Annotated in this window: 17 protein-coding genes; 8 read left to right on the top strand and 9 right to left on the bottom strand. The window is 72.4% G+C overall.

What is annotated here, in order from left to right; genetic code table 11:
* Positions 1-156: 156 nt before the first annotated feature.
* Together recD2 and ACWCP2_RS27105 are read left to right on the top strand one after the other, a co-directional pair.
* Positions 157-2,403 (top strand): SF1B family DNA helicase RecD2, encoded by a 2,247-nt coding sequence (gene recD2, locus ACWCP2_RS27110; protein WP_450911193.1) that lies wholly within the window; start codon positions 157-159, stop codon positions 2,401-2,403.
* 183 nt (positions 2,404-2,586) lie between these two features.
* A complete protein-coding gene (locus ACWCP2_RS27105; protein WP_243335006.1) occupies positions 2,587-3,876 on the top strand; it encodes a citrate synthase in 1,290 nt (429 codons plus the stop codon).
* A gap of 293 nt (positions 3,877-4,169) precedes the next feature.
* Here ACWCP2_RS27105 and ACWCP2_RS27100 read toward each other — a convergent pair whose 3' ends face one another.
* Both ACWCP2_RS27100 and ACWCP2_RS27095 read right to left on the bottom strand, forming a co-directional pair.
* Positions 4,170-6,485, bottom strand: coding sequence for a heavy metal translocating P-type ATPase (locus ACWCP2_RS27100; protein WP_450911192.1), 2,316 nt, complete (start codon positions 6,483-6,485; stop codon positions 4,170-4,172).
* Positions 6,486-6,583: 98 nt separating this feature from the next.
* Positions 6,584-6,817 (bottom strand): heavy-metal-associated domain-containing protein, encoded by a 234-nt coding sequence (locus ACWCP2_RS27095; RefSeq protein WP_266877713.1) that lies wholly within the window; start codon positions 6,815-6,817, stop codon positions 6,584-6,586.
* Between the two features lie 186 nt (positions 6,818-7,003).
* On the opposite strand from ACWCP2_RS27095, the gene ACWCP2_RS27090 reads away from it, so the two are divergent.
* Positions 7,004-8,227: a cation:proton antiporter gene (locus ACWCP2_RS27090; RefSeq protein WP_450911235.1), complete on the top strand. Its 1,224-nt coding sequence runs from the start codon at positions 7,004-7,006 to the stop codon at positions 8,225-8,227.
* On the opposite strand, the gene ACWCP2_RS27085 is transcribed toward ACWCP2_RS27090, so the two are convergent.
* Positions 8,205-8,966 (bottom strand): TetR/AcrR family transcriptional regulator, encoded by a 762-nt coding sequence (locus tag ACWCP2_RS27085; RefSeq protein ID WP_450911191.1) that lies wholly within the window; start codon positions 8,964-8,966, stop codon positions 8,205-8,207. The genes ACWCP2_RS27090 and ACWCP2_RS27085 overlap by 23 nt on opposite strands.
* Before the next feature lie 141 nt (positions 8,967-9,107).
* Here ACWCP2_RS27085 and ACWCP2_RS27080 point away from each other — a divergent pair, with 141 nt between their 5' ends.
* A complete protein-coding gene (locus ACWCP2_RS27080) occupies positions 9,108-11,387 on the top strand; it encodes an MMPL family transporter (RefSeq protein WP_450911190.1) in 2,280 nt (759 codons plus the stop codon).
* A gap of 116 nt (positions 11,388-11,503) precedes the next feature.
* On the opposite strand, the gene ACWCP2_RS27075 is transcribed toward ACWCP2_RS27080, so the two are convergent.
* The 4 genes from ACWCP2_RS27075 to ACWCP2_RS27060 all read right to left on the bottom strand — a co-directional run bounded on the left by ACWCP2_RS27075 (position 11,504) and on the right by ACWCP2_RS27060 (position 14,486).
* Entirely contained in the window at positions 11,504-11,704 is a 201-nt protein-coding gene (locus tag ACWCP2_RS27075; RefSeq protein WP_053674774.1) for a helix-turn-helix transcriptional regulator, read from the bottom strand.
* A gap of 216 nt (positions 11,705-11,920) precedes the next feature.
* Complete coding sequence (locus ACWCP2_RS27070) at positions 11,921-12,460, bottom strand: GNAT family N-acetyltransferase (RefSeq protein WP_450911189.1); 540 nt, start codon at positions 12,458-12,460, stop codon at positions 11,921-11,923.
* A gap of 29 nt (positions 12,461-12,489) precedes the next feature.
* A complete protein-coding gene (locus tag ACWCP2_RS27065) occupies positions 12,490-13,503 on the bottom strand; it encodes a Gfo/Idh/MocA family protein (RefSeq protein ID WP_450911188.1) in 1,014 nt (337 codons plus the stop codon).
* 68 nt (positions 13,504-13,571) lie between these two features.
* A complete protein-coding gene (locus ACWCP2_RS27060) occupies positions 13,572-14,486 on the bottom strand; it encodes a sugar phosphate isomerase/epimerase family protein (RefSeq protein WP_450911187.1) in 915 nt (304 codons plus the stop codon).
* Between the two features lie 66 nt (positions 14,487-14,552).
* Here ACWCP2_RS27060 and iolC point away from each other — a divergent pair, with 66 nt between their 5' ends.
* Genes iolC through ACWCP2_RS27040 form a run of 4 tightly spaced genes read left to right on the top strand, consistent with a single transcriptional unit; the run spans position 14,553 to position 19,828 of the window.
* Positions 14,553-15,527, top strand: coding sequence for a 5-dehydro-2-deoxygluconokinase (iolC, locus tag ACWCP2_RS27055; RefSeq protein ID WP_450911186.1), 975 nt, complete (start codon positions 14,553-14,555; stop codon positions 15,525-15,527).
* 7 nt (positions 15,528-15,534) lie between these two features.
* Positions 15,535-16,422, top strand: a complete 888-nt coding sequence (gene iolB, locus ACWCP2_RS27050) for a 5-deoxy-glucuronate isomerase (protein WP_450911234.1) — start codon at positions 15,535-15,537, stop codon at positions 16,420-16,422.
* Positions 16,419-18,317, top strand: a complete 1,899-nt coding sequence (iolD, locus tag ACWCP2_RS27045) for a 3D-(3,5/4)-trihydroxycyclohexane-1,2-dione acylhydrolase (decyclizing) (RefSeq protein ID WP_450911185.1) — start codon at positions 16,419-16,421, stop codon at positions 18,315-18,317. The genes iolB and iolD overlap by 4 nt, the downstream gene beginning before the upstream one ends.
* 11 nt (positions 18,318-18,328) lie before the next feature.
* The gene (locus ACWCP2_RS27040) at positions 18,329-19,828 is read left to right on the top strand and encodes a CoA-acylating methylmalonate-semialdehyde dehydrogenase (protein ID WP_450911184.1); all 1,500 of its coding nucleotides are present in this window, start codon (positions 18,329-18,331) and stop codon (positions 19,826-19,828) included.
* A gap of 143 nt (positions 19,829-19,971) precedes the next feature.
* Here the strand turns inward: ACWCP2_RS27040 and ACWCP2_RS27035 are convergent, their stop codons facing one another.
* Together ACWCP2_RS27035 and ACWCP2_RS27030 are read right to left on the bottom strand one after the other, a co-directional pair.
* Positions 19,972-21,222: a hypothetical protein gene (locus ACWCP2_RS27035; protein WP_450911183.1), complete on the bottom strand. Its 1,251-nt coding sequence runs from the start codon at positions 21,220-21,222 to the stop codon at positions 19,972-19,974.
* A gap of 75 nt (positions 21,223-21,297) precedes the next feature.
* Positions 21,298-22,320 carry a WxL protein peptidoglycan domain-containing protein gene (locus tag ACWCP2_RS27030; protein ID WP_450911182.1) on the bottom strand — a complete coding sequence of 341 codons (1,023 nt, stop codon included), beginning with the start codon at positions 22,318-22,320 and terminating at the stop codon, positions 21,298-21,300.
* Positions 22,321-22,449: the final 129 nt, after the last annotated feature.

Genomic DNA, 22,449 nt, shown 5'->3' with positions numbered 1-22,449 from the left:
TCGGGACTTCCGGGGGGGATCCGGGGGGATCGGGAAGTCCGACGCGGGAGGGGTAACCGTGAGGGGGTCCGGCCGGAAGGCGGGACCCCTTCTGGTTCGCCGCCGAGTTGTCCACAGGCCCGCCGGACTGTCGCACCAGGGCTGTAGTTTCGGGCCATGACGACGAACGCGGCCGTGGCGCCGGCGGTGGTCGAAGGTGTGCTGGAGCGCATCACCTACGCCAACGAGGAGAGCGGGTACACGGTCGCCCGGGTGGACACCGGCCGCGGCGCCGGTGACCTGCTCACGGTCGTCGGATCCCTCCTCGGGGCCCAGCCGGGTGAATCGCTGCGCATGGAGGGCCGCTGGGGCTCGCACGCCCAGTACGGCCGGCAGTTCACCGTGGAGAACTACACGACGCTGCTCCCCGCGACCATCCAGGGCATCCGGCGCTACCTCGGCTCCGGCCTGATCAAGGGCATCGGCCCGAAGATCGCCGACCGGATCGTGGAGCACTTCGGCCTCGACACCCTCGACGTCATCGAGGAGCAGCCGAAGCGGCTGATCGAAGTACCCGGCCTCGGCCCCAAGCGCACCCGGCTGATCGGCGCGGCCTGGGAGGAGCAGAAGGCCATCAAGGAGGTCATGGTCTTCCTCCAGGGCGTCGGCGTCTCCACCTCCATCGCCGTGCGCATCTACAAGAAGTACGCCGACGCCTCCATCTCCGTGGTGAAGAACCAGCCGTACCGGCTCGCCGCCGACGTCTGGGGCATCGGCTTCCTCACCGCCGACCGCATCGCGCAGGCCGTCGGGATCCCGCACGACAGCCCCGAGCGGGTCAAGGCCGGGCTCCAGTACGCCCTGTCCCAGTCCGCCGACCAGGGGCACTGCTTCCTGCCCGAGGACCGGCTCATCGCCGACGGGGTCAAGCTGCTCCAGGTGGACACCGGGCTGGTCATCGACTGCCTGGCCGAGCTCGCGGGCGATCCGGAAGGGGTCGTACGGGAGTCCGTGCCCGACCCGCAGGGCGGCCCGGACCCCCTCACCGCGGTGTACCTGGTGCCCTTCCACCGCGCCGAGCTGTCCCTGGCCGGCCAGGTGCGTCGCCTCCTGAACGCGGACGAGGACCGGCTGCCCGCCTTCCGGGACGTGGACTGGGACAAGGCCCTGGGCTGGCTCGCGGGCCGGACCGGAGCCACGCTCGCCCCCGCGCAGCGGGACGCCGTGCGCCTCGCGCTCACCCGCCGGGTCGCGGTGCTCACCGGCGGGCCGGGCTGCGGCAAGTCCTTCACCGTCCGCTCGATCGTGGAGCTGGCCCGGGCCAAGAAGGCCAAGGTGGTCCTCGCCGCCCCCACGGGCCGGGCGGCGAAGCGGCTGGCCGAGCTCACCGGCGCCGAGGCCTCCACCGTGCACCGGCTGCTGGAGCTGAAACCGGGCGGGGACGCGGCGTACGACCGGGAGCGGCCGCTCGACGCGGACCTGGTCGTCGTCGACGAGGCCTCGATGCTCGACCTGCTGCTGGCGAACAAGCTGGTCAAGGCCGTGGCACCCGGTGCCCACCTGCTGCTGGTCGGCGACGTGGACCAGCTCCCCTCGGTCGGGGCGGGCGAGGTGCTGCGCGATCTGCTCGCCGAGGGCGGACCGGTCCCGGCGGTCCGGCTGACCACCATCTTCCGCCAGGCCCAGCAGTCCGGTGTGGTCACCAACGCCCACCGGATCAACACCGGCCTGCCGCCGATCACCGACGGGCTGCCCGACTTCTTCCTCTTCCCCGAGGAGGACACCGAGGAGGCCGGAAAGCTCACCGTCGACGTCGCCGCACGGCGTATTCCGGCCAGATTCGGCCTCGACCCGCGGCGGGACATCCAGGTCCTCGCCCCCATGCACCGCGGTCCGGCCGGCGCCGGGAACCTCAACGCGCTGCTCCAGCAGGCCGTCACCCCGGCCCGGCCGGGGCTGCCCGAGAAACGGTTCGGCGGCCGGGTCTTCCGGGTCGGCGACAAGGTCACGCAGATCCGCAACAACTACGACAAGGGCGCCAACGGGGTCTTCAACGGCACGGTCGGCGTGGTCACCGGCCTTGACCTGGAGGAACAGCGGCTGACGGTGCGCACGGACGAAGACGAGGACGTGGCCTACGAGTTCGCGGAGCTCGACGAGCTGGCCCACGCCTACGCCGTCACCATCCACCGCTCCCAGGGGAGTGAATATCCGGCGGTGGTGATCCCGGTCACGACCGGCGCTTGGATGATGCTCCAGCGGAACCTTCTGTATACGGCCGTCACCCGGGCGAAGAAACTGGTCGTCCTGGTCGGGTCCCGCAAAGCCCTGGCCCAGGCGGTGCGTACCGTTTCCGCAGGCAGGAGGTACACGGCCGTCGCAGCCAGGCTCTCCGGCCGCATACCGGTGGGAAACATCACCTAGATGATCGATCATTTGGGGTTCCTACAACGGTTGCGGAGGGGGCAGGATGTGCACGCTGGCGGCACTGAGTGCCGTCAAAAACACCAAAGCTCGACCCCGAGTGCACTCACCTGCGCCAAATGGGGGAAGGTAGAGGCAGTCAGGGCACCTCGAAGAAGAGGCACTACGTCGGTGAGGGATGACGTGAGCGACAACTCTGTAGTACTGCGGTACGCGGACGGTGAATACACCTACCCGGTGGTCGAGAGCACCGTCGGTGACCAGGGCTTCGACATCTCGAAGCTCAGGGCTCAGACCGGGCTGGTCACCCTGGACAGCGGCTACGGAAACACCGCCGCCTATAAGTCCGCCATTACCTACCTCGACGGTGAGCAGGGCATCCTGCGCTACCGCGGTTACCCGATCGAGCAGCTGGCGGAGCGCTCGACCTTCATCGAGGTCGCCTACCTGCTGATCAACGGGGAGCTGCCGACCGTCGACCAGCTCGCGTCGTTCCGCAACGAGATCACCCAGCACACGCTGCTGCACGAGGACGTCAAGCGCTTCTACGACGGCTTCCCGCGCGACGCGCACCCGATGGCGATGCTGTCCTCCGTGGTCAGCGCGCTGTCGACGTTCTACCAGGACAGCCACAACCCGTTCGACGAGAAGCAGCGCAACCTCTCGACGATCCGGCTGCTGGCCAAGCTCCCGACGATCGCGGCCTACGCGTACAAGAAGTCGGTCGGCCACCCGGTGGTCTACCCGCGCAACGACCTCGGCTACGTCGAGAACTTCCTGCGCATGACCTTCTCCGTGCCGGCCCAGGAGTACGACCTGGACCCGGTCGTGGTCGCGGCGCTCGACAAGCTGCTGATCCTGCACGCGGACCACGAGCAGAACTGCTCGACCTCCACCGTGCGCCTGGTCGGCTCCTCGCAGGCGAACATGTTCGCCTCGATCTCCGCCGGCATCTCGGCCCTGTGGGGCCCGCTGCACGGTGGCGCCAACCAGTCCGTTCTGGAGATGCTCGAAGGCATCAAGAACGACGGCGGCGACGTCGACGCCTTCATCCGCAAGGTGAAGAACAAGGAGGACGGCGTCCGCCTGATGGGCTTCGGGCACCGCGTCTACAAGAGCTTCGACCCCCGGGCGAAGATCATCAAGGCGGCGGCGCACGATGTCCTCTCGGCGCTCGGCAAGGACGACGAGCTCCTCGACATCGCCCTGAAGCTGGAAGAGCACGCGCTGGCCGACGAGTACTTCGTCGAGCGCAACCTCTACCCGAACGTCGACTTCTACACCGGCCTGATCTACCGGGCCATGGGCTTCCCGACCGAGATGTTCACCGTGCTCTTCGCGATCGGCCGGCTGCCCGGCTGGATCGCCCAGTGGCACGAGATGATCAAGGAGCCCGGCTCCCGCATCGGCCGCCCGCGCCAGATCTACACCGGCGAGGTCCTGCGCGACTTCGTCCCGGTCGAGTCCCGCTGACCCGAGGGCAGAGCCGCACTACCCGCAGCACCCGCAGGACGCGCAGTACAGGAAAAGCGCCCCGCCATCGATCCCCCCACGGGTCGAAGGTCGGGGCGCTTTCCTTACCCCGGAACGGATTCCCCCCACGGGACCCGGACCGGGTGTCTGCGTGCCGGCGAAACGTGTAGTCGTCCCAACACGTTTTCGGCATCGCCCCATTAGACCCATGGGGGTGTCCGATGGTTACGTCGGGGTCCCTGTGATCTGCGTCTCGTGTGAAGAGGGTGTGCGCGGATCGTGAAGGGTGATCACTAGCGGAAGGACCGCAGCCGCAGGCTGTTGGTGACCACGAAGACCGAGGAGAAGGCCATCGCGGCGCCCGCGATCATCGGGTTGAGCAGTCCGGCGGCGGCCAGCGGAAGCGCCGCGACGTTGTAGCCGAAGGCCCAGAAGAGGTTGCCCTTGATGGTGGCCAGGGTCCGGCGCGAGAGCCGGATCGCGTCCGCCGCGACCCGCAAGTCGCCCCGTACGAGGGTCAGATCGCTCGCCTCGATGGCCGCGTCGGTGCCGGTGCCCATGGCCAGGCCCAGGTCGGCCTGGGCCAGCGCGGCCGCGTCGTTGACCCCGTCGCCGACCATGGCGACCGTACGGCCCTCGGCCTGCAGCCGGCGCACGACGTCCACCTTGTCCTGCGGAAGGACCTCGGCGATGACCTCGTCGATGCCCACCGCGCGGGCCACCGTCCGGGCGACGGCCTCGTTGTCACCGGTCAGCAGGACCGGGGTCAGGCCCAGGGCCCGCAGCCGGGACACGGCCTCGGCGCTGGTCTCCTTGACCGCGTCGGCCACGGTCAGCACGCCGCGGGCCTCCCCGTCCCAGGCGACCAGGACGGCGGTGGAACCCTCGGCCTCGGCGGCGGCCTTGACCTCGGCGAGGCCGGCGGGCAGCACGATCGACCAGTCGGCGAGCAGCTTCTCGCGGCCCACCAGGACGGCGTGTCCGTCGACCACGCCCTGGACGCCGAGGCCGCCGTGGTTCTCGAAGCCCTCGGGGACCGACAGGCCGCCGGGGAGCTCCGCGGCGCCCGCCGCGACGGCCCGGGCGATCGGGTGCTCGGAGGCGTGCTCCAGGGACCCGGCCAGGCGCAGCAGTTCGTCCGCGTCCACGCCCTCGGCGGGGTGGGTGGCGGTCAGGGTCATGCGGCCGGTGGTCACGGTGCCGGTCTTGTCCAGGACGACGGTGTCGACGCGGCGGGTGGACTCCAGTACCTCGGGGCCCTTGATCAGGATGCCGAGCTGCGCACCCCGGCCGGTGCCGACCATCAGCGCGGTCGGGGTGGCCAGGCCCAGGGCGCACGGGCAGGCGATGATCAGGACGGCCACGGCGGCGGTGAAGGCGGCCGTCGGGTTGTCGGTGATCAGCAGCCAGGTGACCCAGGTGCCCAGGGCCAGGACGAGCACGACGGGGACGAAGATCCCGGAGATCCGGTCGGCGAGGCGCTGCACCTCGGCCTTGCCGTTCTGCGCGTCCTCGACCAGCCTGGCCATCCGGGCGAGCTGGGTGTCCGAGCCGACGCGGGTGGCCTCGACGACGAGGCGGCCGGAGGTGTTGACGGTGGCTCCGGTGACGGCGTCGCCCACGGCGACCTCGACCGGGACGGATTCACCGGTCAGCATGGCGGCGTCCACGGCGGAGCTGCCCTCGACGACCGTGCCGTCGGTGGCGATCTTCTCACCGGGCCGGACGAGGAACCGGTCGCCCACCGCGAGCGAGCTCACGGGGATGCGCACCTCGGCGCCGCCGCGCAGTACCGCCACGTCCTTGGCGCCGAGCCGCATCAGGGCCTTGAGGGCCGCGCCGGCCTTCCGCTTCGAGCGGGCCTCCAGGTACCGGCCGAGCAGGATGAAGCTGACGACTCCGGCCGCCACCTCCAGGTAGATCGCCGAGGAGCCGTCCGTGCGGGAGACCGAGAAGTCGAAGCCGTGGCGCATGCCGGGCATTCCGGCGTGGCCGAAGAACAGGGCCCACAGCGACCACAGGAAGGCGGCCCCGGTGCCGACCGAGACCAGGGTGTCCATGGTGGCGGCGCCGTGCCGGGCGTTGGTCCAGGCGGCCTTGTGGAAGGGCAGGGCGCCCCAGACGACGACGGGGGCGGCGAGGGTCAGCGAGAGCCACTGCCAGTTGTCGAACTGGAGGGCCGGGATCATCGCGAGCACGACGACGGGCAGCGAGAGGGCCACGGAGACCAGGAGGCGCTGGCGCAGGGCGGCCAGCTCGGGGTCCGGGGCCTCCTGCGCGCCGGACGCCTGCGCGCCGGCCTCCTGCGTTTCCGGTGCCGGTTCGGGCGCCGGCGGCGGGGGCTCCTGGGCGGTGTATCCGGTCTTGACGACCGTGGCGATGAGGTCGGCGACCGCCACGCCCTCGCCGTAGGAGACCTTGGCCTTCTCGGTGGCGTAGTTCACCGAGGCGCTGACCCCGTCCATCCGGTTCAGCTTCTTCTCGATGCGGGCCGCGCAGGAGGCGCAGGTCATCCCGCCGATGGTCAGCTCGACCTCGGCGGTTCCGGCGGCCGCTGCCGCTGCCCCGGCCACCGCTATGGGCCCGTCGTGCACTGTGCTGCTGCTCATGTTCCGGCTCCAGGGGGAGGGCCGGGCCGTACGGAACCAGTATGAGCTGGCCGGAACGGCCCGGCGGGGTACTGCGGGGTACTGCCGAAGAGGGGGACTCAGGCCTGGCCGGCGAACTCGTAGCCCGCCTCGTCGACGGCGGCGCGCACGGCGGCCTCGTCGAGCGGGGCGGCCGAGACCACGGTGACCTCGCCGGTCGCGGCGACGGCCTTGACCGAGCTGACGCCCGCCAGCTCGGAGAGCTCGGCGGTCACCGCGCCCTCGCAGTGCCCGCAGGTCATGCCGGTCACCCGGTAGACGGTGGTGGTCTGGGTGTCCGTGTCGGCACTCATGTCGTTCTCCTCTTCAAGGGCGTTTCCGGTCGGCGGGGCGGCGGCGGATCGCTCGTGGATCGCCCGTGGCGGGTCCACCGTTCACCCCGGCCTTTCGAGATTATACCCCTAGGGGGTATCAAAGCGAGGAATCGGCGAGATCTTTTGCGGTGGACAATCACCGTGAAGCGTATGTAAATGGCACACATGGCGCACACGGGGACCACTCTCATCCTGATCATGTCGATCGCCGTCCTCGCGCCCCTGCTCGCGTACGGGGTCTCGCGCTGGCTCCCCGTCCCCCTGGTGATCTTCGAGATCGTCCTGGGCGTCCTGGTCGGACCGGACGTCCTGGGATGGGCGCACTCCACCGACGTCGTCGACGTGCTCAGCGAGCTCGGCCTGGCGATGCTGATCTTCCTGGCCGGCTACGAGATCCAGTTCGCCCAGGTCAAGGGCGACACCCTGAAGCGGTCGGTGTGGGCCTGGCTGGCCGCCCTCGCGCTGGGGCTCGGACTCGGACTGCTGCTGTCGGGCGGCGGGTTCGAGAAGGGCGTCTACATCGGCACCGCCCTCACCAGTACCGCACTCGGCACGATCCTGCCGGTCCTGCGGGACTCCGGGGACCTCCAGAGCCGGTTCGGCTCCGTGATGATGGCGATGGGCGCGGTCGGCGAGTTCGGGCCCATCATCGCGATGGCCCTGCTGCTCAGCGGGCGCGCCCCGGCGCAGTCGGCGGCGCTGCTGATCGGCTTCGCGGTGCTCACGGCCGCGGCCCTGTTCTGGGCGATGCGGCCCAAGCCGCCCTGGTTCGCCCGGGTCATCGCCAAGACCCTGCACAGCAGCGGCCAGTTCGCGGTGCGCCTGGTGGTGCTGATCCTCGTGGCGTTCCTGGCGCTGTCCGAGGTGCTCGGCCTCGACGTCCTGCTCGGCGCCTTCGCCGCGGGACTGATCACCCGGCTCGTGCTGCACGGGGCCGCCCCGGAGAGCAGCGAGACCGTGCTGTCGAAGGTGGAGGCCATGGGCTTCGGCTTCCTGGTGCCGCTGTTCTTCGTGGTCACCGGGATCGAGTTCGACCTGTCCGCGCTGCTCGGGGGCGGGCGGGTGCTCCTGCTGCTGCCGGTGTTCCTGCTGCTCTTCCTCGTGGTGCGCGGGCTCCCGATGTGGCTGCTGGCCCCCCGGGACCTCGGGCGCAAGGACCGGTCGGCGCTCGTGCTGTTCGGCTCCACGGCGCTGCCGCTGGTGGTGGCGATCACCACCCTGGGCGTGCAGGCCGGAAAGCTGGGGTCCGGGGAGGCGGCGGCGCTGGTCGGGGCCGGGATGGTCTCCGTACTGGTCTTCCCGCTGGTGGGGCTGCGGTTGCGGGCGGGAACCGGCGGCGCCCCGGCCCCGGGAGCCGGGGAGATGGTCAGTGAGGAGGAGGCGTGGTGATCATCGGGTCCAGGTAGCGGAACAGGACGGTCTTCAGCTCCGCGACGTACGCGGCGCGTTCCGCTCCCTCGCTGGCCAGGATCAGTTCGAGCGAGACCTGCACGATCCCGAGCACCATGTGGGCGACGTGGGTGAGCTCCGCGTCGGTGGCGGGGGCGCCGGAGGCGGTGGGGGTGACGCAGGCGCGCAGCAGCGCCTCGACGCGGGTCTGCATGCCGACGTGCAGCTCGTCGTGCTCCTGCGCGATGCCGGGTACGCCGGAGCCGTGCATGAGCGCCCAGAAGGCCGGGTTCTCGCAGTTGAAGGCGATGACCGGATCGAGGACGGCGTCGAGCAGCTCGGGCAGGGGCCGGTCCAGGTTCTCGGGGAGGAAGGCCTGTCCGTGCGCCTCGTGGGCGCGCTGGAGGAGCTGTCCGCCCAGCTCGACGGCGATCGCCTCCTTGTTCGGGAAGAACTGGTAGAGCGTGCCCGGGGAGACGCCGGCCTCGCGGGCGATGGCGTTGGTGCTGGCCGCCGCGTAACCCGTACGGCAGAACACCCCGGCGGCGGCGGCCAGGAGCTGGGCGATCCGGCGCTCACCGCGGGCCTGGCGGCGGCGGGGGGCGGCTTCCGCCGCCGGTTCCGGCGCTGCCTTCTGCGCTGTCTTCTGTGCTGCCTTCGGTGTCGTCTCCTTCAGCGCCGTCTCCGCGGTTGATTCACCCGCTTTGTCCGCACTCGTGGTCCGAGAGGTCTGCCGCATGTCCCATCCCTTGCTTCCTGTTGCTTCCCATGGGTGATTGACAAACACGAGAGATCGCTCGCATTCTTGAAAAACGCGAGCGACTGCTCGTGTTTGCCAGTCTAAGTTGCCTGGCAATCACGGTGAAGGGGACACCGAGACATGTCGGAAGTCAAAAGACCGCCGTCGCCCGGGGAGGGCGGCCGGTGGACCGGGCTCGTCACCACACGGCCGCGGCTCTCGCTGCTGCTCGCCCTCGTGGTCACGGCCCTGGCCGTCTTCGCCGGCGGAGGCGTCGCCGACCGGCTGGGAAGCGGGGGCTGGGAGGATCCCGCCGCCCGCTCCACCTATGCCACCAAGGCGCTGGAACGCGAGTTCCCGGGGTCCCAGCCCAATCTGCTGCTCCTCGTTGACGTGGGGACCGCAGCGGCCGCGGGGACCGCGGGTACGGCCGCGGTGGACGATCCGGCCGTCGCCGCCGAGGCCGAGCGGCTGACGGCGCGGCTCGCCGCAGAGCAGGGCGTGACCGGCGTGGGCTCGTACTGGCGCACCGGGCTGCCCACCCTGCGCTCCCAGGACGGCCGGCAGGCCCTGATCGCCGCCCGCGTCCCGGGCGACGAGAAGACGGCCAACGCCGTCGTGGACCGGATCGTCCCGGAGTACCGCGGCCAGCACGGACCGTTGACCGTCTCCATCGGCGGCCCGGCCGCCGTGCAGCGCGAGGTGACCTCCACCATCCAGGAGGACCTGCTGCGCGCCGAGCTGATCGCCCTGCCCGTGACGCTCGTCCTGCTCGTCCTCGTCTTCGGCAGCGCCGTCGCCGCCCTGCTGCCCCTCGGCGTCGGCATCATCGCCATCATCGGAACCAATGCCGTACTGCGCGGGCTCACCGAGTTCACCGACGTGTCCGTCTTCGCGCAGAACCTGACCACCGCCCTGGGGCTCGGCCTCGCCGTCGACTACGCCCTGTTCATCGTGCGGAGGTTCCGTGAGGAACTGGCCGCCGGGCGCGACCCGGTGGCGGCCGTCGGAGTCACCCTGCGCACCGCCGGGCGGACGGTCCTGTTCTCGGCGCTGACCGTGGCCGTCGCCCTCTCGGCCATGCTCTTCTTCCCGATGTACTTCCTGCGCTCCTTCGCCTACGCCGGAGTCGCGGTGGTGCTGCTCGCCGCGGCGGCCGCGCTCATCGTGCTGCCCGCGGCGCTCGTGCTGCTGGGCGAGCGGGTCAACTCCTTCGACCTGCGCCGGCTGTGGCGCAGGTCCGGGCCGGCCGGGAGCGAACCGGCCGGAGCCGGGCCGGGCGCAGGGGCCGGGGGCGGGAGGGGCTGGGCACGGCTCACCGGCCTGGTCATGCGCCGCGCCCCGGTGTTCGCCGTGGCCACCACGGCCGGGCTGCTGCTCCTCGGACTGCCCTTCCTCGGCGTGAAGTTCGGCACCGTGGACGACCGGCAGCTGCCGGCGACGGCCGCATCGCACGTGGTGCAGCAGCACATCCGCGAGGGGTTCCCGGGCAGTCCTGGCGGAGCGCTGACCGTACTGACCGAGGGGGCCCCCGGCGCCGCCGGCCTCGACGCCTACAAACGGCGGGTGGAAGCCCTGCCCGGAGTGGTGGGGGTGGAAGGCCCGGTCGGTTCGGCGGGCGGTACCGGATACGCCTACTTCTCGGTGCTCACCGAGGGCGAGGAGGTGGGGGAGCAGGCCCAGGACCTGGTGGGCCTGATCAGGGCCGTGGACGCGCCCTTCGACACCGCCGTCACCGGACAGGCCGCGGTGCTCGTCGACGCCCGCGACGCCATAGCCGAGAAACTGCCCCAGGCCCTGGCCGTCGTGGTGCTGGCCACGCTGCTCCTGGTCTTCCTGCTCACCGGGAGCCTGCTGATACCCGTCCAGGCCGTACTGCTCAACGCGCTGAGCCTGACCGCGATGTTCGGGGCGGTGGTGTGGGTGTTCCAGGAGGGCCACCTCTCCGGACCGCTCGCCTTCACCTCCACCGGGGACATCGAGACCACCCTGCCGGTGCTGATGTTCTGCATCGCCTTCGGACTCTCCATGGACTACGGGGTGTTCCTCATATCCCGGATCAAGGAGGAGTACGACCGGACCGGGGACCACGAGGGCGCGGTGCGCGCCGGGCTGACCCGCACGGGCGGGCTGATCACCGCGGCGGCCGTGATCCTCGCGGTGGTGATGGTCGCCATCGGCAGCTCGCGGGTGACCAACACCAAGATGCTGGGCCTGGGGATCGCGCTGGCCGTCCTCATGGACGCGATGGTCGTACGGAGCCTGCTGGTACCGGCGGTGATGAAGCTGACCGGCAAGGCCACCTGGTGGGCGCCGGCGCCGCTGCGCAGACTGCACGAACGGTTCGGGCTGAGCGAGGGGGAGCCGGCCCCGGCCACCGAGCCGGCCGCACCCGAGCCGGTACCCGCCGGGAGCCGGTAGCCGGCGGACAGGAGCCGGCGGCGGACAGGAGCCGCTGGCGGACGGGGCCCGCTGGTGGCCGGGAGCCGCTGGTGGACGGGGCCCGGGAGGGTCCCGTCCCTGGACCGGACGCCGCGTCAGTCCTCGCGGCGTCCGCGGTTGCCGGGACGGCGCGCCACCCAGGCGCGGATGGTGTCGGCGTACCAGTAGGGCTTGCCGCCCTCCACATGGTCGGGTGCGGGCAGCAGCCCGTGCTTGCGGTAGGAGCGCACCGTGTCCGGCTGGACCCGGATGTGAGCGGCGATCTCCTTGTACGACCACAGCTGTCGGTCGCTCATCCTCGACACCTCCTTGTCCACGCCGCGGGGCCGGCCGGGAGGCCGTCGGGGGAGCCGGCGCGTGGACACTGACGATCACTCAGGTTGTGCCCGGAGAACGACGCAGGGTGATGTCAGGGGAGGGGCTGTCGTCCGCCTGTGACGGAAGACCCGCGTAATGCGGACATGTGTGACACGGCCACGACCCCCGTGACACGGGTGGTACACGGCGCCCCGTCACATCGGGAGGGAGAGCAGCCGTACCGGCCCCGGGGGCCAGGCCGCGTCGTCGTGCAGGGGGGTCACCATGGTGCGCAGCGGCATGGTCACCAGGCGGTCCCCGGGCTGTTCGACGAGGACGTCCTCGTCGAGCGGGTGCCACCCGAGGCGCTCGTACAGCGCCACGAGCGGCGGCCGGCAGAACAGGAGGGCGTGCCGCGGGCCCATCGTGCGCGCGTGGCCGAGTGCGGCCGCGAGGACGAGCCGCGCCAGCCCGCGGCCCCGTACGTCGGGCGCCACGGCCACCCCTCCGACGCCCACCACCTCCGTCGCGGCGCCGCCGCCGATCGCGAGGGGCAGCCGGAGCAGGCCCGCGTGGGCCAGCAGCCGGCCGTCGCGGGCGACGCCGAAGTGCTCCTCCTTGGGCAGCCAGGTCAGGCCGGCCGCGCTCACCCCGAAGGGGTCGGCGCCGCCGCCGAGGATCTCGTCCTGCTCCGTCTTCGTGTACCGGGGGAGCCGCATCGCGGCCGGGGCCGCGGCGGAAGGTATGTCGGGCATTCCCCCATGATGCCCCCGGGGCGGGCGGATCAGCTGTACAGGGGCGGGCGTTCGGCCATGTCCACCGGGGTCCGCACACCGCTGCGCGCCGCGGCGAGGCCGGCTTCGGAGACGGCCGCCGCCGCGTAGCCGTCCCAGGTGTCGGGGCCGTCCACCCCGCCCCGCGCCGCCGCCGCGACCCAGCGGCGGAGCTGGCGGTCGTAGGCGTCGGCGAAGCGGACCGTGAAGTCCTGGTCGATCTCCCCGCCCCACCGGCCCGCCGACTGGACGACCATGGCGTGCCCGTCACCGATCCGGGCGGACCCGGACTCGCCGACCGCCTCGCACTGCACCTGGTAGCCGAAGCCGCAGTTGACGAAGATCTCCACGTCGACGACGGCCCCGCCCGAGGTCTCCATGAGGACCAGCCGGGGGTCGCGCAGCCCCTCGCGGGCGGCCGAGGTGGGCGTCGGGGAGAGCACGGTCACCGCGGTGATCTCCTGGCCCAGCAGCCAGCGGGCCGCGTCCACCTCGTGCACCACCGAATCGCTGATCAGCATCTCGCTGGTGAAGAACGACGGTGAGGAGGCGTTGCGGTGCCGGCAGTGCAGGAACAGCGGCCGCCCGATGCCCCCCGCGTCGAGCAGCTCCTTGAGCCGCGCGTACTCGGCGTCGTAGCGCCGCATGAAGCCGACCTGGACGAGCCGGCGGCCCAGCCGCGCCTCCGCCTCCATGATCCTCAGGGCGCCCGCCGGATCGGGGGTCAGCGGCTTCTCGCAGAGCACGGGCAGCCGCCGCTCCAGCGCGTGCAGGATCGCTTCCTCGTGGGCGGGCCCGGGCGAGGCGATCAGTACGGCGTCCACCCCGGGCGCCGCTATCGCGGCCGCCGGATCGGTGTGCGCGCCCGCCCCTTCCAGACCGGCCGCGACCTCCTTGACCCGGTCCCCGTCCGGGTCGGCCACGGCCACCACCCGGGCCCCGCCGACCGTCCGGCCGAAGCGCCGGACATGGTCGGAGCCCATCTTCCCGGTACCGATGACGGCGATGCCGAGCGTGCTGGTCATGTCGTGTTCCTCCACGAGGGTGCGTACGGCCGGAGTTCCGGTTCGGCGGAGTTCCGGTTCGGCGGGGTTCAGCGGGCGCCGCAGGAGCGCAGGTGGGCGCGGGTGCGGCGGGCGATCGGCAGCGGCCGGTCGGGCGGGCACGGGTACATGTCCTGCTCCACGATGGCGAACAGGTCCACCCCGAGCCGCTCGGCGGCCGCCAGCACCGGTTCCAGCGCGGGTACCCCCGATGGCGGCTCGCACATCACCCCGCGGGCCACGGCGGGCCCGAAGGGGATCTGGTCGCGGACGACTTCGGCGAGGATCCGCGGGTCGACCTGCTTGAGGTGGAGGTAGCCGATCCGCTCACCGAAGGTCTCGACGGCTTCGAGGCTGTCGCCGCCGCAGTACGCGTAGTGCCCGGTGTCCAGGCAGAGGGAGACCAGCGCGGGATCGGTGGCGTCGAGGAAGCGCGCCACGTTCTCCGGGGTGTCGATGTGCGTGTCCGCGTGCGGATGGACGACGATCCGCAGCCCGTACTCGTCCTGGACCCGCTTCCCCAGCCGCTCGGTCTGCGTGGTGAGTTCGCGCCAGCCCTCCGGGGTGAGGGTGCGGTCCTCGAGCACCTCGCCGGTCTTGTCGTCCCGCCAGAACGACGGGATCACGACGAGGTGCGCCGCACCCATGGCCCGGGTGAGCTCAGCGATCCGCGACACGTGCTCCCAGGTCTGCTCCCACACGGCCGGCCCGTGATGGAGTCCGGTGAAGACGGTTCCCGCGGAGACCCGCAGCCCGCGCGCCGCGACCTCGGCGGCGAGCCGGACGGGATCGGTGGGGAGATAGCCGTACGGGCCGAGCTCGATCCACTCGTACCCGGCTTCGGCGACCTCGTCGAGGAACCGGTCCCACGGTGTCTGCAGGGGATCGTCGGGGAACCAGACCCCCCAGGAGTCCGGAGCCGAACCGACGCGGATACGGGTCAACGCGGGCGGTGAGGACGTCATACGGCCACCTTAGGGTGCGAGGCTCTGAGGTGCGGGGAGCACTCGGTCGGGAGGAATGGTGTGGTGATGGCTGCGGATCCGTTGGCGTTCGACCTGATCACGATGGGCCGGATCGGGGTGGATCTCTACCCCCTGAAGACGGGCGTACCGCTGGGCGAGGCGGACACCTTCGGGAAGTTCCTGGGGGGTTCCCCGACCAACGTCGCCGTCGCGGCGGCCCGGCTGGGCCGGCGGACGGCGGTGATCACCCGGACCGGCGCGGACCCCTTCGGCGTGTATCTCCGGTCGGAGCTGCGCGGGTTCGGGGTGGACGACCGGTGGGCGGGCGAGGTCGCGGCCTACCCCACGCCGGTCACCTTCTGCGAGATCTTCCCGCCCGACGACTTCCCGCTGTACTTCTACCGGTACCCGAAGGCACCCGACCTGGAGATCGGCGCGGACGAGCTCGACCTCGACGCGGTGCGGGCGGCGCGGGTGTTCTGGATGACCGGTACCGGACTCAGCGCGGAGCCGAGCCGGACGGCCACGCTGGCGGCGCTGGAAGCGCGGGGCAGGAGCCCGCTGACGGTGTTCGACCTGGACTGGCGGCCGATGCTGTGGCCCTCCGGGGACGATGCCACCGGGCCCGGGGAGTGGTACCGCCGGGCGCTGTCCCTCGCCACCGTGGCCGTGGGCAACGCCGAGGAGTGCGCGATCGCCACCGGCGAGACCGAACCGTACGCGGCCGCGCGGGCGCTGCTCGGCGCCGGCGTGGAGCTGGCGGTGGTGAAACGGGGCCCGGCGGGGGTGCTGGCCGTCCACCGGGACGGGACGGCGGTGGAGGCCGCGCCGGTGCCGGTGACCGTCGTCAACGGGCTCGGCGCGGGCGACGCCTTCGGCGGCGCCCTGTGCCACGGGCTGCTCGCCGGATGGGAGTTGGAGCGGGTGATCCGCTACGCGAACGCGGCCGGGGCGATCGTGGCCTCGCGGCTGGCGTGCTCGACGGCGATGCCGTTCGCGGAGGAAGTGGAGGAGGTGCTCGGCCGTGCCGGTGGTGTCTGAGTGGACGATGGAGTGGACGAGGCTGCTCGTGCTCGACCTCGGGCCGGGAGAGGTGTACGCGCACCCGTGCGGGGAGTCGGAGTGGATCGTGCTCCCCCTGGCGGGTGGCTGCGAGGTCCGCTGCGCGGAGCCTTCTCGTGCGGACGCGCGGGCCGGCGCCGGTCGCAACGCAGCCACTCCGGCGGGTGCGGGGCGCAGTCCCGGGAGCGGGCCGGAGGTCTTCCGGCTGCGCGGGCGGCGCGGGGTGTTCGACGGGCCCACCGACTTCGCCTATCTCCCCCGGGACGCCGGCGCGGAGATCCGGTCGGCCGGCGGCGGCCGGTTCGCGCTCGCCGGGGCCCGCTGCGAGCAGCGGCTGCCCGCGCGGTACGGGGCCGCCGCCGGGGTTCCCGTAGAGCTCCGCGGGGCGGGGCAGTGTTCCCGGCAGGTCAACAACTTCGCCGCCGCCGGGGTCTTCGCCTGCGACCGGCTCATCGCCGTGGAGGTGCTCACCCCCGGGGGCAACTGGTCCTCGTACCCGCCGCACAAGCACGACGAGCACCACCCCGGGGAGGAATCCCGGCTGGAGGAGATCTACTACTTCGAGATCGCCCGCCACGGGGACACGCCCGGCCTCGGCTATCAGCGTGTCAGCCCCTCCCCGGCGGGGAACACCGACATCCTCACCGAGGTGAGGACCGGTGACGCGGTCCTGATCCCGGACGGCTGGCACGGCCCCTCCATCGCCGCGCCCGGCCACGACATGTACTACCTCAACGTCATGGCGGGACCCGGCGCCACCCGGGAGTGGCTCATCCGGGACCACCCCGACCACGGGTGGATCCGCTCCACCTGGACCGGCCGGGACGTCGACCCCCGGCTGCCCTTCCCCCACCGAGCGGAGGACCCCGCATGACGCAGCCCCAGACGCACACGCACACCGTCCGGCTCACCGTCGCGCAGGCCCTCGTCCGCTTCCTCGCCCGGCAGTACACCGAGCGCGACGGGCACCGGCAGCGGCTGATCGCCGCCACCTGGGGGATCTTCGGGCACGGGAACGTCGCCGGCATCGGCCAGGCCCTGCTGGAGAGCGGCCGGGGCGAGATGCCGTTCCTCCAGGGCCGCAACGAGCAGGCCATGGTGCACGCCGCCGTCGGATACGCACGGCAGAGCGGGCGGCTCTCCGCGCACGCCGTCACCACCTCCATCGGGCCGGGCGCCACCAACCTCGTCACCGGGGCCGCCCTCGCCACCATCAACCGGATCCCGGTGCTCCTGCTGCCCGGGGACGCCTTCGCGACCCGGCCCGCCGACCCCGTGCTGCAGCAGCTGGAGGTCCCTCATGCGGGTGATGTCTCCGTCAACGACACGCTGCGGCCCGTCTCGCGCCACTTCGACCGCGTCACCCGTCCCGAGGCGCTGATCCCCGCCGCCCTCCAGGCCGTACGGGTCCTCACCGACCCGGTGGCCACCGGCGCCGTCACCCTCGCGCTGCCCCAGGACGTCCAGGCCGAGGCGTACGACTGGCCGGAGGAGTTCTTCGCCGAGCGGGTGTGGGGCGTACGCCGGCCCCGGCCCGACCGGGCCGAGCTGGCGGCGGCCGCCCGGGCCGTACGGGGCTCCGACCGGCCGCTGATCATCGCCGGCGGCGGGATCCGGCACAGCGCTGCGGGCGCCGCCCTGGCGGAGTTCGCCGGGGCCACCGGGATCCCCGTGGCCTCCACCCAGGCGGGCAAGGGGGCCCTGCCCTGGGACCACCCCGCCGACGTGGGCGGGATCGGGCACACCGGCACGGCCACCGCCGACGCGCTGGCCCGCGAAGCCGATCTGGTGATCGCCGCCGGGACCCGGCTCACCGATTTCACCACCGCCTCCGCGACGCTGTTCCAGCACCCCGGCGTGCGCTTCCTCGGGCTCAACCTCGACCCGTACGACGCCCACAAACTCGCCGCCCGCCCCCTGGTCTGCGATGCGCGGGCGGGCCTGGAGGAACTCCTGGCGGAGGTCGCCGGGTACCGGGTGGACCCCCCGTACGAGGCGGCGTACAAAGAAGGGAAGAGGGCGTGGGAGCGGCTGGTCGACGGGGCCTTCGCGGCTCCCGACGAGGACGCCGTCCCGACGCAGGCACAGGTGCTGGGCCTGCTGGACGGCCTCGTCGACGGTGACGACATCCTGATCAATGCCGCCGGTTCGCTCCCCGGGGACCTGCACAAGCTGTGGCGGGCCCGTTCCGCGGACCAGTACCACGTCGAATACGGGTACTCCTGCATGGGTTACGAGATCCCCGCCGCGATCGGCACCGCCCTGGCCGCCCCCGGTCGGCCGGTGTGGGCCCTGGTCGGCGACGGGACGTACCTGATGAACCCGACCGAGATCGTCACCGCCGTGCAGGAGGGCGTCCCGGTCAGGCTGGTGATCCTCGACAACCACGGCTACGCCTCGATCGGCGGCCTCTCGGACGCGGTGGGCGCCGAGGGGTTCGGTACCGACTACCGCTTCCGGGCGGCGGACGGCTCGTACAGCGGTGCCCCGCTGCCGCTGGACCTGGCGGCCAACGCGGCCTCCCTCGGGATGGCCGTCATCCGGGCCCGCACCCTGGGTGACCTGCGCAAAGCCCTCGCCCGGGCGCGGGAGGCGGACCGTCCCACATGTGTCTACGTGCAGACCCGAACACCCGACACTGTGTCGGGCCCGCCCCCCGCACAGGCGTGGTGGGATGTCCCTGTGGCCGAGACCGCGACCCGTGCGTCGGCGGTCGGAGCCCGCGAAGAGTACGACCGGCAAGCCGCGCAGCGACGTCGCCATCTGTGAAGGAGTTAGGCATGAAGACCGTCAACCACTGGATCGGTGGCAAGACCGTCGAGGGCGCGTCGGGCAACTACGGCCCGGTCACCGACCCCGCCACCGGCGAGGTCACCACGCAGGTCGCCCTCGCGTCCGCCGACGAGGTCGACGCCGCCGTACAGGTCGCCAAGGAGGCGTTCCTGTCCTGGGGCCAGTCCTCGCTGGCCGCCCGCACCAAGGTGCTGTTCGCCTACCGCGCCCTGCTGGACGCCAACCGCGACGCGATCGCCGAGCTGATCGTCGCCGAGCACGGCAAGGTGCACTCCGACGCGCTGGGCGAGGTCGCCCGCGGCCTGGAGATCGTCGAGCTGGCCTGCGGGATCACCGTGCAGCTCAAGGGCGAGCTGTCCACCTCGGTGTCCAGCCGCGTGGACGTCTCCTCGATCCGCCAGCCGATCGGCGTGGTCGCGGGCATCACCCCGTTCAACTTCCCGGCGATGGTCCCGATGTGGATGTTCCCGCTGGCCGTGGCCTGCGGCAACACCTTCATCCTCAAGCCGAGCGAGAAGGACCCCTCGGCCTCCACGCTGCTGGCGCAGCTGGCGAGCCAGGCCGGTCTGCCGGCGGGCGTGCTGAACGTGGTCCACGGTGACAAGGTCGCCGTCGACGCGCTCCTGGCGCACCCCGACATCGCGGCCGTCTCCTTCGTGGGCTCGACCCCGATCGCCCGCCACATCCACACCACCGCCTCCGCCAACGGCAAGCGCGTCCAGGCCCTGGGCGGCGCCAAGAACCACATGCTGGTGCTGCCGGACGCCGACCTCGACGCCGCCGCGGACGCCGCCGTCTCGGCCGCCTACGGTTCGGCCGGCGAGCGCTGCATGGCCATCTCGGCCGTCGTCGCCGTCGGCTCCATCGGCGACACGCTCGTCGAGAAGATCCGCGAGCGCGCCGAGAAGATCAAGATCGGCCCCGGCAACGACCCGACCTCCGAGATGGGCCCGCTGATCACCGCCGCCCACCGCGACAAGGTCGCCTCCTACGTGACCGGCGCGGCCGCGCAGGGCGCCGAGGTGGTCCTGGACGGCACCGGCTACACGGTGGAGGGCAAGGAGAACGGCCACTGGATCGGCCTCTCGCTGCTGGACCACGTCAAGACCGACTCCGACGCCTACCGCGACGAGATCTTCGGCCCGGTGCTGTGCGTGCTGCGCGTCGACACCTACGAGGAGGGCGTGGCGCTCATGAACGCCTCGCCGTTCGGCAACGGCACCGCCATCTTCACCCGCGACGGCGGCGCCGCCCGGCGCTTCCAGCTGGAGATCGAGGCGGGCATGGTCGGCGTCAACGTGCCGATCCCGGTGCCGGTCGGCTACCACTCCTTCGGTGGCTGGAAGGACTCGCTCTTCGGCGACCACCACATCTACGGCAACGACGGCACCCACTTCTACACCCGGGGCAAGGTCGTCACGACCCGCTGGCCCGACCCGTCGGACGCCCCGGCCGGCGTGGACCTCGGCTTCCCGCGCAACCACTGACCGCCGGGTCCCGCCGACAGCCCTCGCGCGCCTCGCGGGACCTCGCACGCTCCGCAGTACCTCGCACGCTTCGCAGGACCCCGTAGGACCGCTCGCCCCCCGCAACCCTCACCGCGGGGGGCGAGCCCGTTCTCCGGCCGGGCTCAGAGCAGCGACCAGACGTCCGCCGCCGCCGTCTGCGACCAGAGCGGGTCGCCGTGCCCGTAGCCCGGGACGACGGTGAAACGGACCCGTTCGTTGCCGCCGGCGCGGATCAGCCGGGGGCCGCGCGAGTGGTCGCCGCGGCCCAGTTCGGCATTGATCCACACCACTTCGGCGGAGATCGCCGCCCAGTCGATCGCGTACGTCTTCTCGTCGCCCGCCCAGATCGCGGCGAGGTCCCGCAGCAGCGCGTTCGGAAGCAGCCCGCTGCCCAGGGCGGAGGTGACCGCGCGCACGGCGGCGAGCGTCGTGTGGGCGAGCGCGAAACGGTCCCCGGCCGGGGCGGCTCCGAAGGAGTACGAGCCCGCGGCGTGGCCCTGGGTGTAGATCCAGTCCGCCGGTCCCGGCAGCAGGGACGTGCGGACCAGCGCGAAGTGGGCGAGCCCGGCGTGGGTGAAGCGGAGCCCGGGATCCGGGGGCCAGGGGACCTCCGAGGAGCCCCCCGGGTCGGTGACGGCCCGGGCGAGCAGCCCCGCCAGGCCCGGGTCCGTCGCGTACGCGCCCTCCGCGATCCGGGCCTCGTACGCGTCCCGGGTCTGGACCGCCCGGACGGCCAGGTCGCCCGAATAGGGGCCGGTCGTGTCCAGGGCCACCACCCGGGTCAGGCGGGGCGAGTCGTCGTGCGCGGCCGCGTCCAGGGCGAGCAGGGCCCCGGCGGAGTGCCCGACGTACTGGTACGGCAGCCCGAGCGCCCCGTCCAGCGCCTCCACGACCGCGGCCAGATCCCGGCGGTGCGCCGCGAGTCCCCAGCCGGGGCCGATGTCCTGCGCGGTCGCGGCGTCCTCGCGCGGGGTGACGCCGACGACGAGCAGGCCCTCGCGGCGCATCCGGTGGGCGAGGTTCAGGTCGGACGGGGTGAAGAAGGAGGAGCCGAAGTTCAGCCCGCCGCCCGGCAGGAGGTACGCGATCGCGTGCGGGGTCCGCCGGGTGTCCGCTACCACGTCCACCGTGACCGGGGCCGGACCGCCGTCGTCGAGCGGGAGCGTGAGCCGGATCCAGCCGTCGCCCGGGACGTACACCGCGGTGCCCGTGCCCAGCGTCCGCTCGACGAGGGTCAGCAGTCCGATCCCCGAGGCGGCGGGATCCGCCCCGGCCCCCGCCCCCGCCCCCGGGTCCAGGTCCGGGTCCGGGTCCGCGGGAGCGGTTCCGGGCGCCGGCCGGCCGGGCCCCGCTTCGCCGTGCTGTCGTGCCATGTGTGGTGCCTCCCGGCGGCCGCCGCCGCTGCCCGGCGATGGCCGGATGCCGTCACCTGGGGACACCTTGGCCGATCAGCGGGCTTCAGCCAAGTCCGGTGCCGGTTCCGGCCGTTCGGTGTCGCCGGCCCGGCGGCGCCGGCGCAGCACCCGGGCGGCGATGGCGGCGCCGACCAGCACCAGCAGGGCGCCGAGCGCGGGCCACGGCACGGCGAGGAACTCGGTGGCGGAGGTGGAGGTGAGGTCGGGGTAGGCCGAGGCGCCGGCGGTGATGTCGACGGTGACCCAGTCCGACTGGGGCGCGTCCGCCCAGTCCTCGGTCAGCTCGATCCGCTGGCCCGGCAGCAGGACGAGCTTCAGCTCACGGGCCGGCCGGTCGAGCACCCGGCGGCCGAACAGCCCCTCGGCGGAGATCTTCACCTTCGGCTCGACGACCACGTTGCCCCGGTTGACCAGGGAGTACGTGATCTTGGCGCGGGCGTCCTTGACCCAGGGCAGCAGCGGAGCCGCCCGGCTGACCCTCACGTCCTCCACGCTCAGCCCAGGGGTCACCGGCCCCGGAACCCGGAAGTACAGCCGGGCGCCGACCTGGCGCTTCACCCCGACCTGGACCTTGCCCTCCTGCTGGATGCCCTCCACAGCGGTGTTGAGGGCGACGATCCCGCCCACGTGGTCACCGGGCGTGGCGTCCGCCGGGACCTTCACGGAGAACGGGACGTCCTTGCGGCCCTTGGGCGGCACGGTGACGGTGTTCCTGGTCTCGGGCGGCAGGACCACCCAAGTCCCGACGTCCTTGGGCTTCGTCTCCACCGGCAGCAGCGCGAAGCCGCCGCCCACCGGGGTGTTGACGGCGTCGGTGGCGAAGATCTGGAACGTCAGCTCCTTGTCGGAGGAGTTCACGATCGTCGCGCTGTCGCTGAGGGTGGTGCCGGCCTCGCCCTGGTGGAAGAAGTACGCCCGGTCGGTCATCGCCGCACCGGCCGGGGGCGTCGGGAAGACGCCCCAGGTGCCGTTGTCCGCGGCCGTCGCGGGGAGGGCGGGGAGCAGCAGGGCGGCGAGGCCGAGGAGCAGGCCGAGGAGGAGGGTGCGGGTGCGCATGGGCGGTTCTCCAGTCGGGCCGGACGGGGCGGGGCGGGGAGGGGTGGTGCGCGGAAGGGTGGTGCGGCGCCGGGGCGGTGATGGCCACGGTGATGACGTCGCCGCGGACCACGTCGCCGCCGACCACGG

It is taken from the genome of Streptomyces sp. NPDC002104 (assembly GCF_053593795.1).
This window is presented reverse-complemented; position numbering and strand designations above follow the sequence as displayed.

What these genes read in the sequence shown, in the direction of transcription:
- recD2 (WP_450911193.1), top strand. Translation starts at nt 157, where the DNA reads ATGACGACGAACGCGGCCGTGGCGCCGGCGGTGGTCGAAGGTGTGCTG.
- ACWCP2_RS27100 (WP_450911192.1), bottom strand. Translation starts at nt 6,485, where the DNA reads ATGAGCAGCAGCACAGTGCACGACGGGCCCATAGCGGTGGCCGGGGCA.
- ACWCP2_RS27095 (WP_266877713.1), bottom strand. Translation starts at nt 6,817, where the DNA reads ATGAGTGCCGACACGGACACCCAGACCACCACCGTCTACCGGGTGACC.
- ACWCP2_RS27090 (WP_450911235.1), top strand. Translation starts at nt 7,004, where the DNA reads ATGGCGCACACGGGGACCACTCTCATCCTGATCATGTCGATCGCCGTC.
- ACWCP2_RS27085 (WP_450911191.1), bottom strand. Translation starts at nt 8,966, where the DNA reads ATGCGGCAGACCTCTCGGACCACGAGTGCGGACAAAGCGGGTGAATCA.
- ACWCP2_RS27080 (WP_450911190.1), top strand. Translation starts at nt 9,108, where the DNA reads ATGTCGGAAGTCAAAAGACCGCCGTCGCCCGGGGAGGGCGGCCGGTGG.
- ACWCP2_RS27075 (WP_053674774.1), bottom strand. Translation starts at nt 11,704, where the DNA reads ATGAGCGACCGACAGCTGTGGTCGTACAAGGAGATCGCCGCTCACATC.
- ACWCP2_RS27070 (WP_450911189.1), bottom strand. Translation starts at nt 12,460, where the DNA reads ATGCCCGACATACCTTCCGCCGCGGCCCCGGCCGCGATGCGGCTCCCC.
- ACWCP2_RS27065 (WP_450911188.1), bottom strand. Translation starts at nt 13,503, where the DNA reads ATGACCAGCACGCTCGGCATCGCCGTCATCGGTACCGGGAAGATGGGC.
- ACWCP2_RS27060 (WP_450911187.1), bottom strand. Translation starts at nt 14,486, where the DNA reads ATGACGTCCTCACCGCCCGCGTTGACCCGTATCCGCGTCGGTTCGGCT.
- iolC (WP_450911186.1), top strand. Translation starts at nt 14,553, where the DNA reads ATGGCTGCGGATCCGTTGGCGTTCGACCTGATCACGATGGGCCGGATC.
- iolB (WP_450911234.1), top strand. Translation starts at nt 15,535, where the DNA reads ATGGAGTGGACGAGGCTGCTCGTGCTCGACCTCGGGCCGGGAGAGGTG.
- iolD (WP_450911185.1), top strand. Translation starts at nt 16,419, where the DNA reads ATGACGCAGCCCCAGACGCACACGCACACCGTCCGGCTCACCGTCGCG.
- ACWCP2_RS27040 (WP_450911184.1), top strand. Translation starts at nt 18,329, where the DNA reads ATGAAGACCGTCAACCACTGGATCGGTGGCAAGACCGTCGAGGGCGCG.
- ACWCP2_RS27035 (WP_450911183.1), bottom strand. Translation starts at nt 21,222, where the DNA reads ATGGCACGACAGCACGGCGAAGCGGGGCCCGGCCGGCCGGCGCCCGGA.
- ACWCP2_RS27030 (WP_450911182.1), bottom strand. Translation starts at nt 22,320, where the DNA reads ATGCGCACCCGCACCCTCCTCCTCGGCCTGCTCCTCGGCCTCGCCGCC.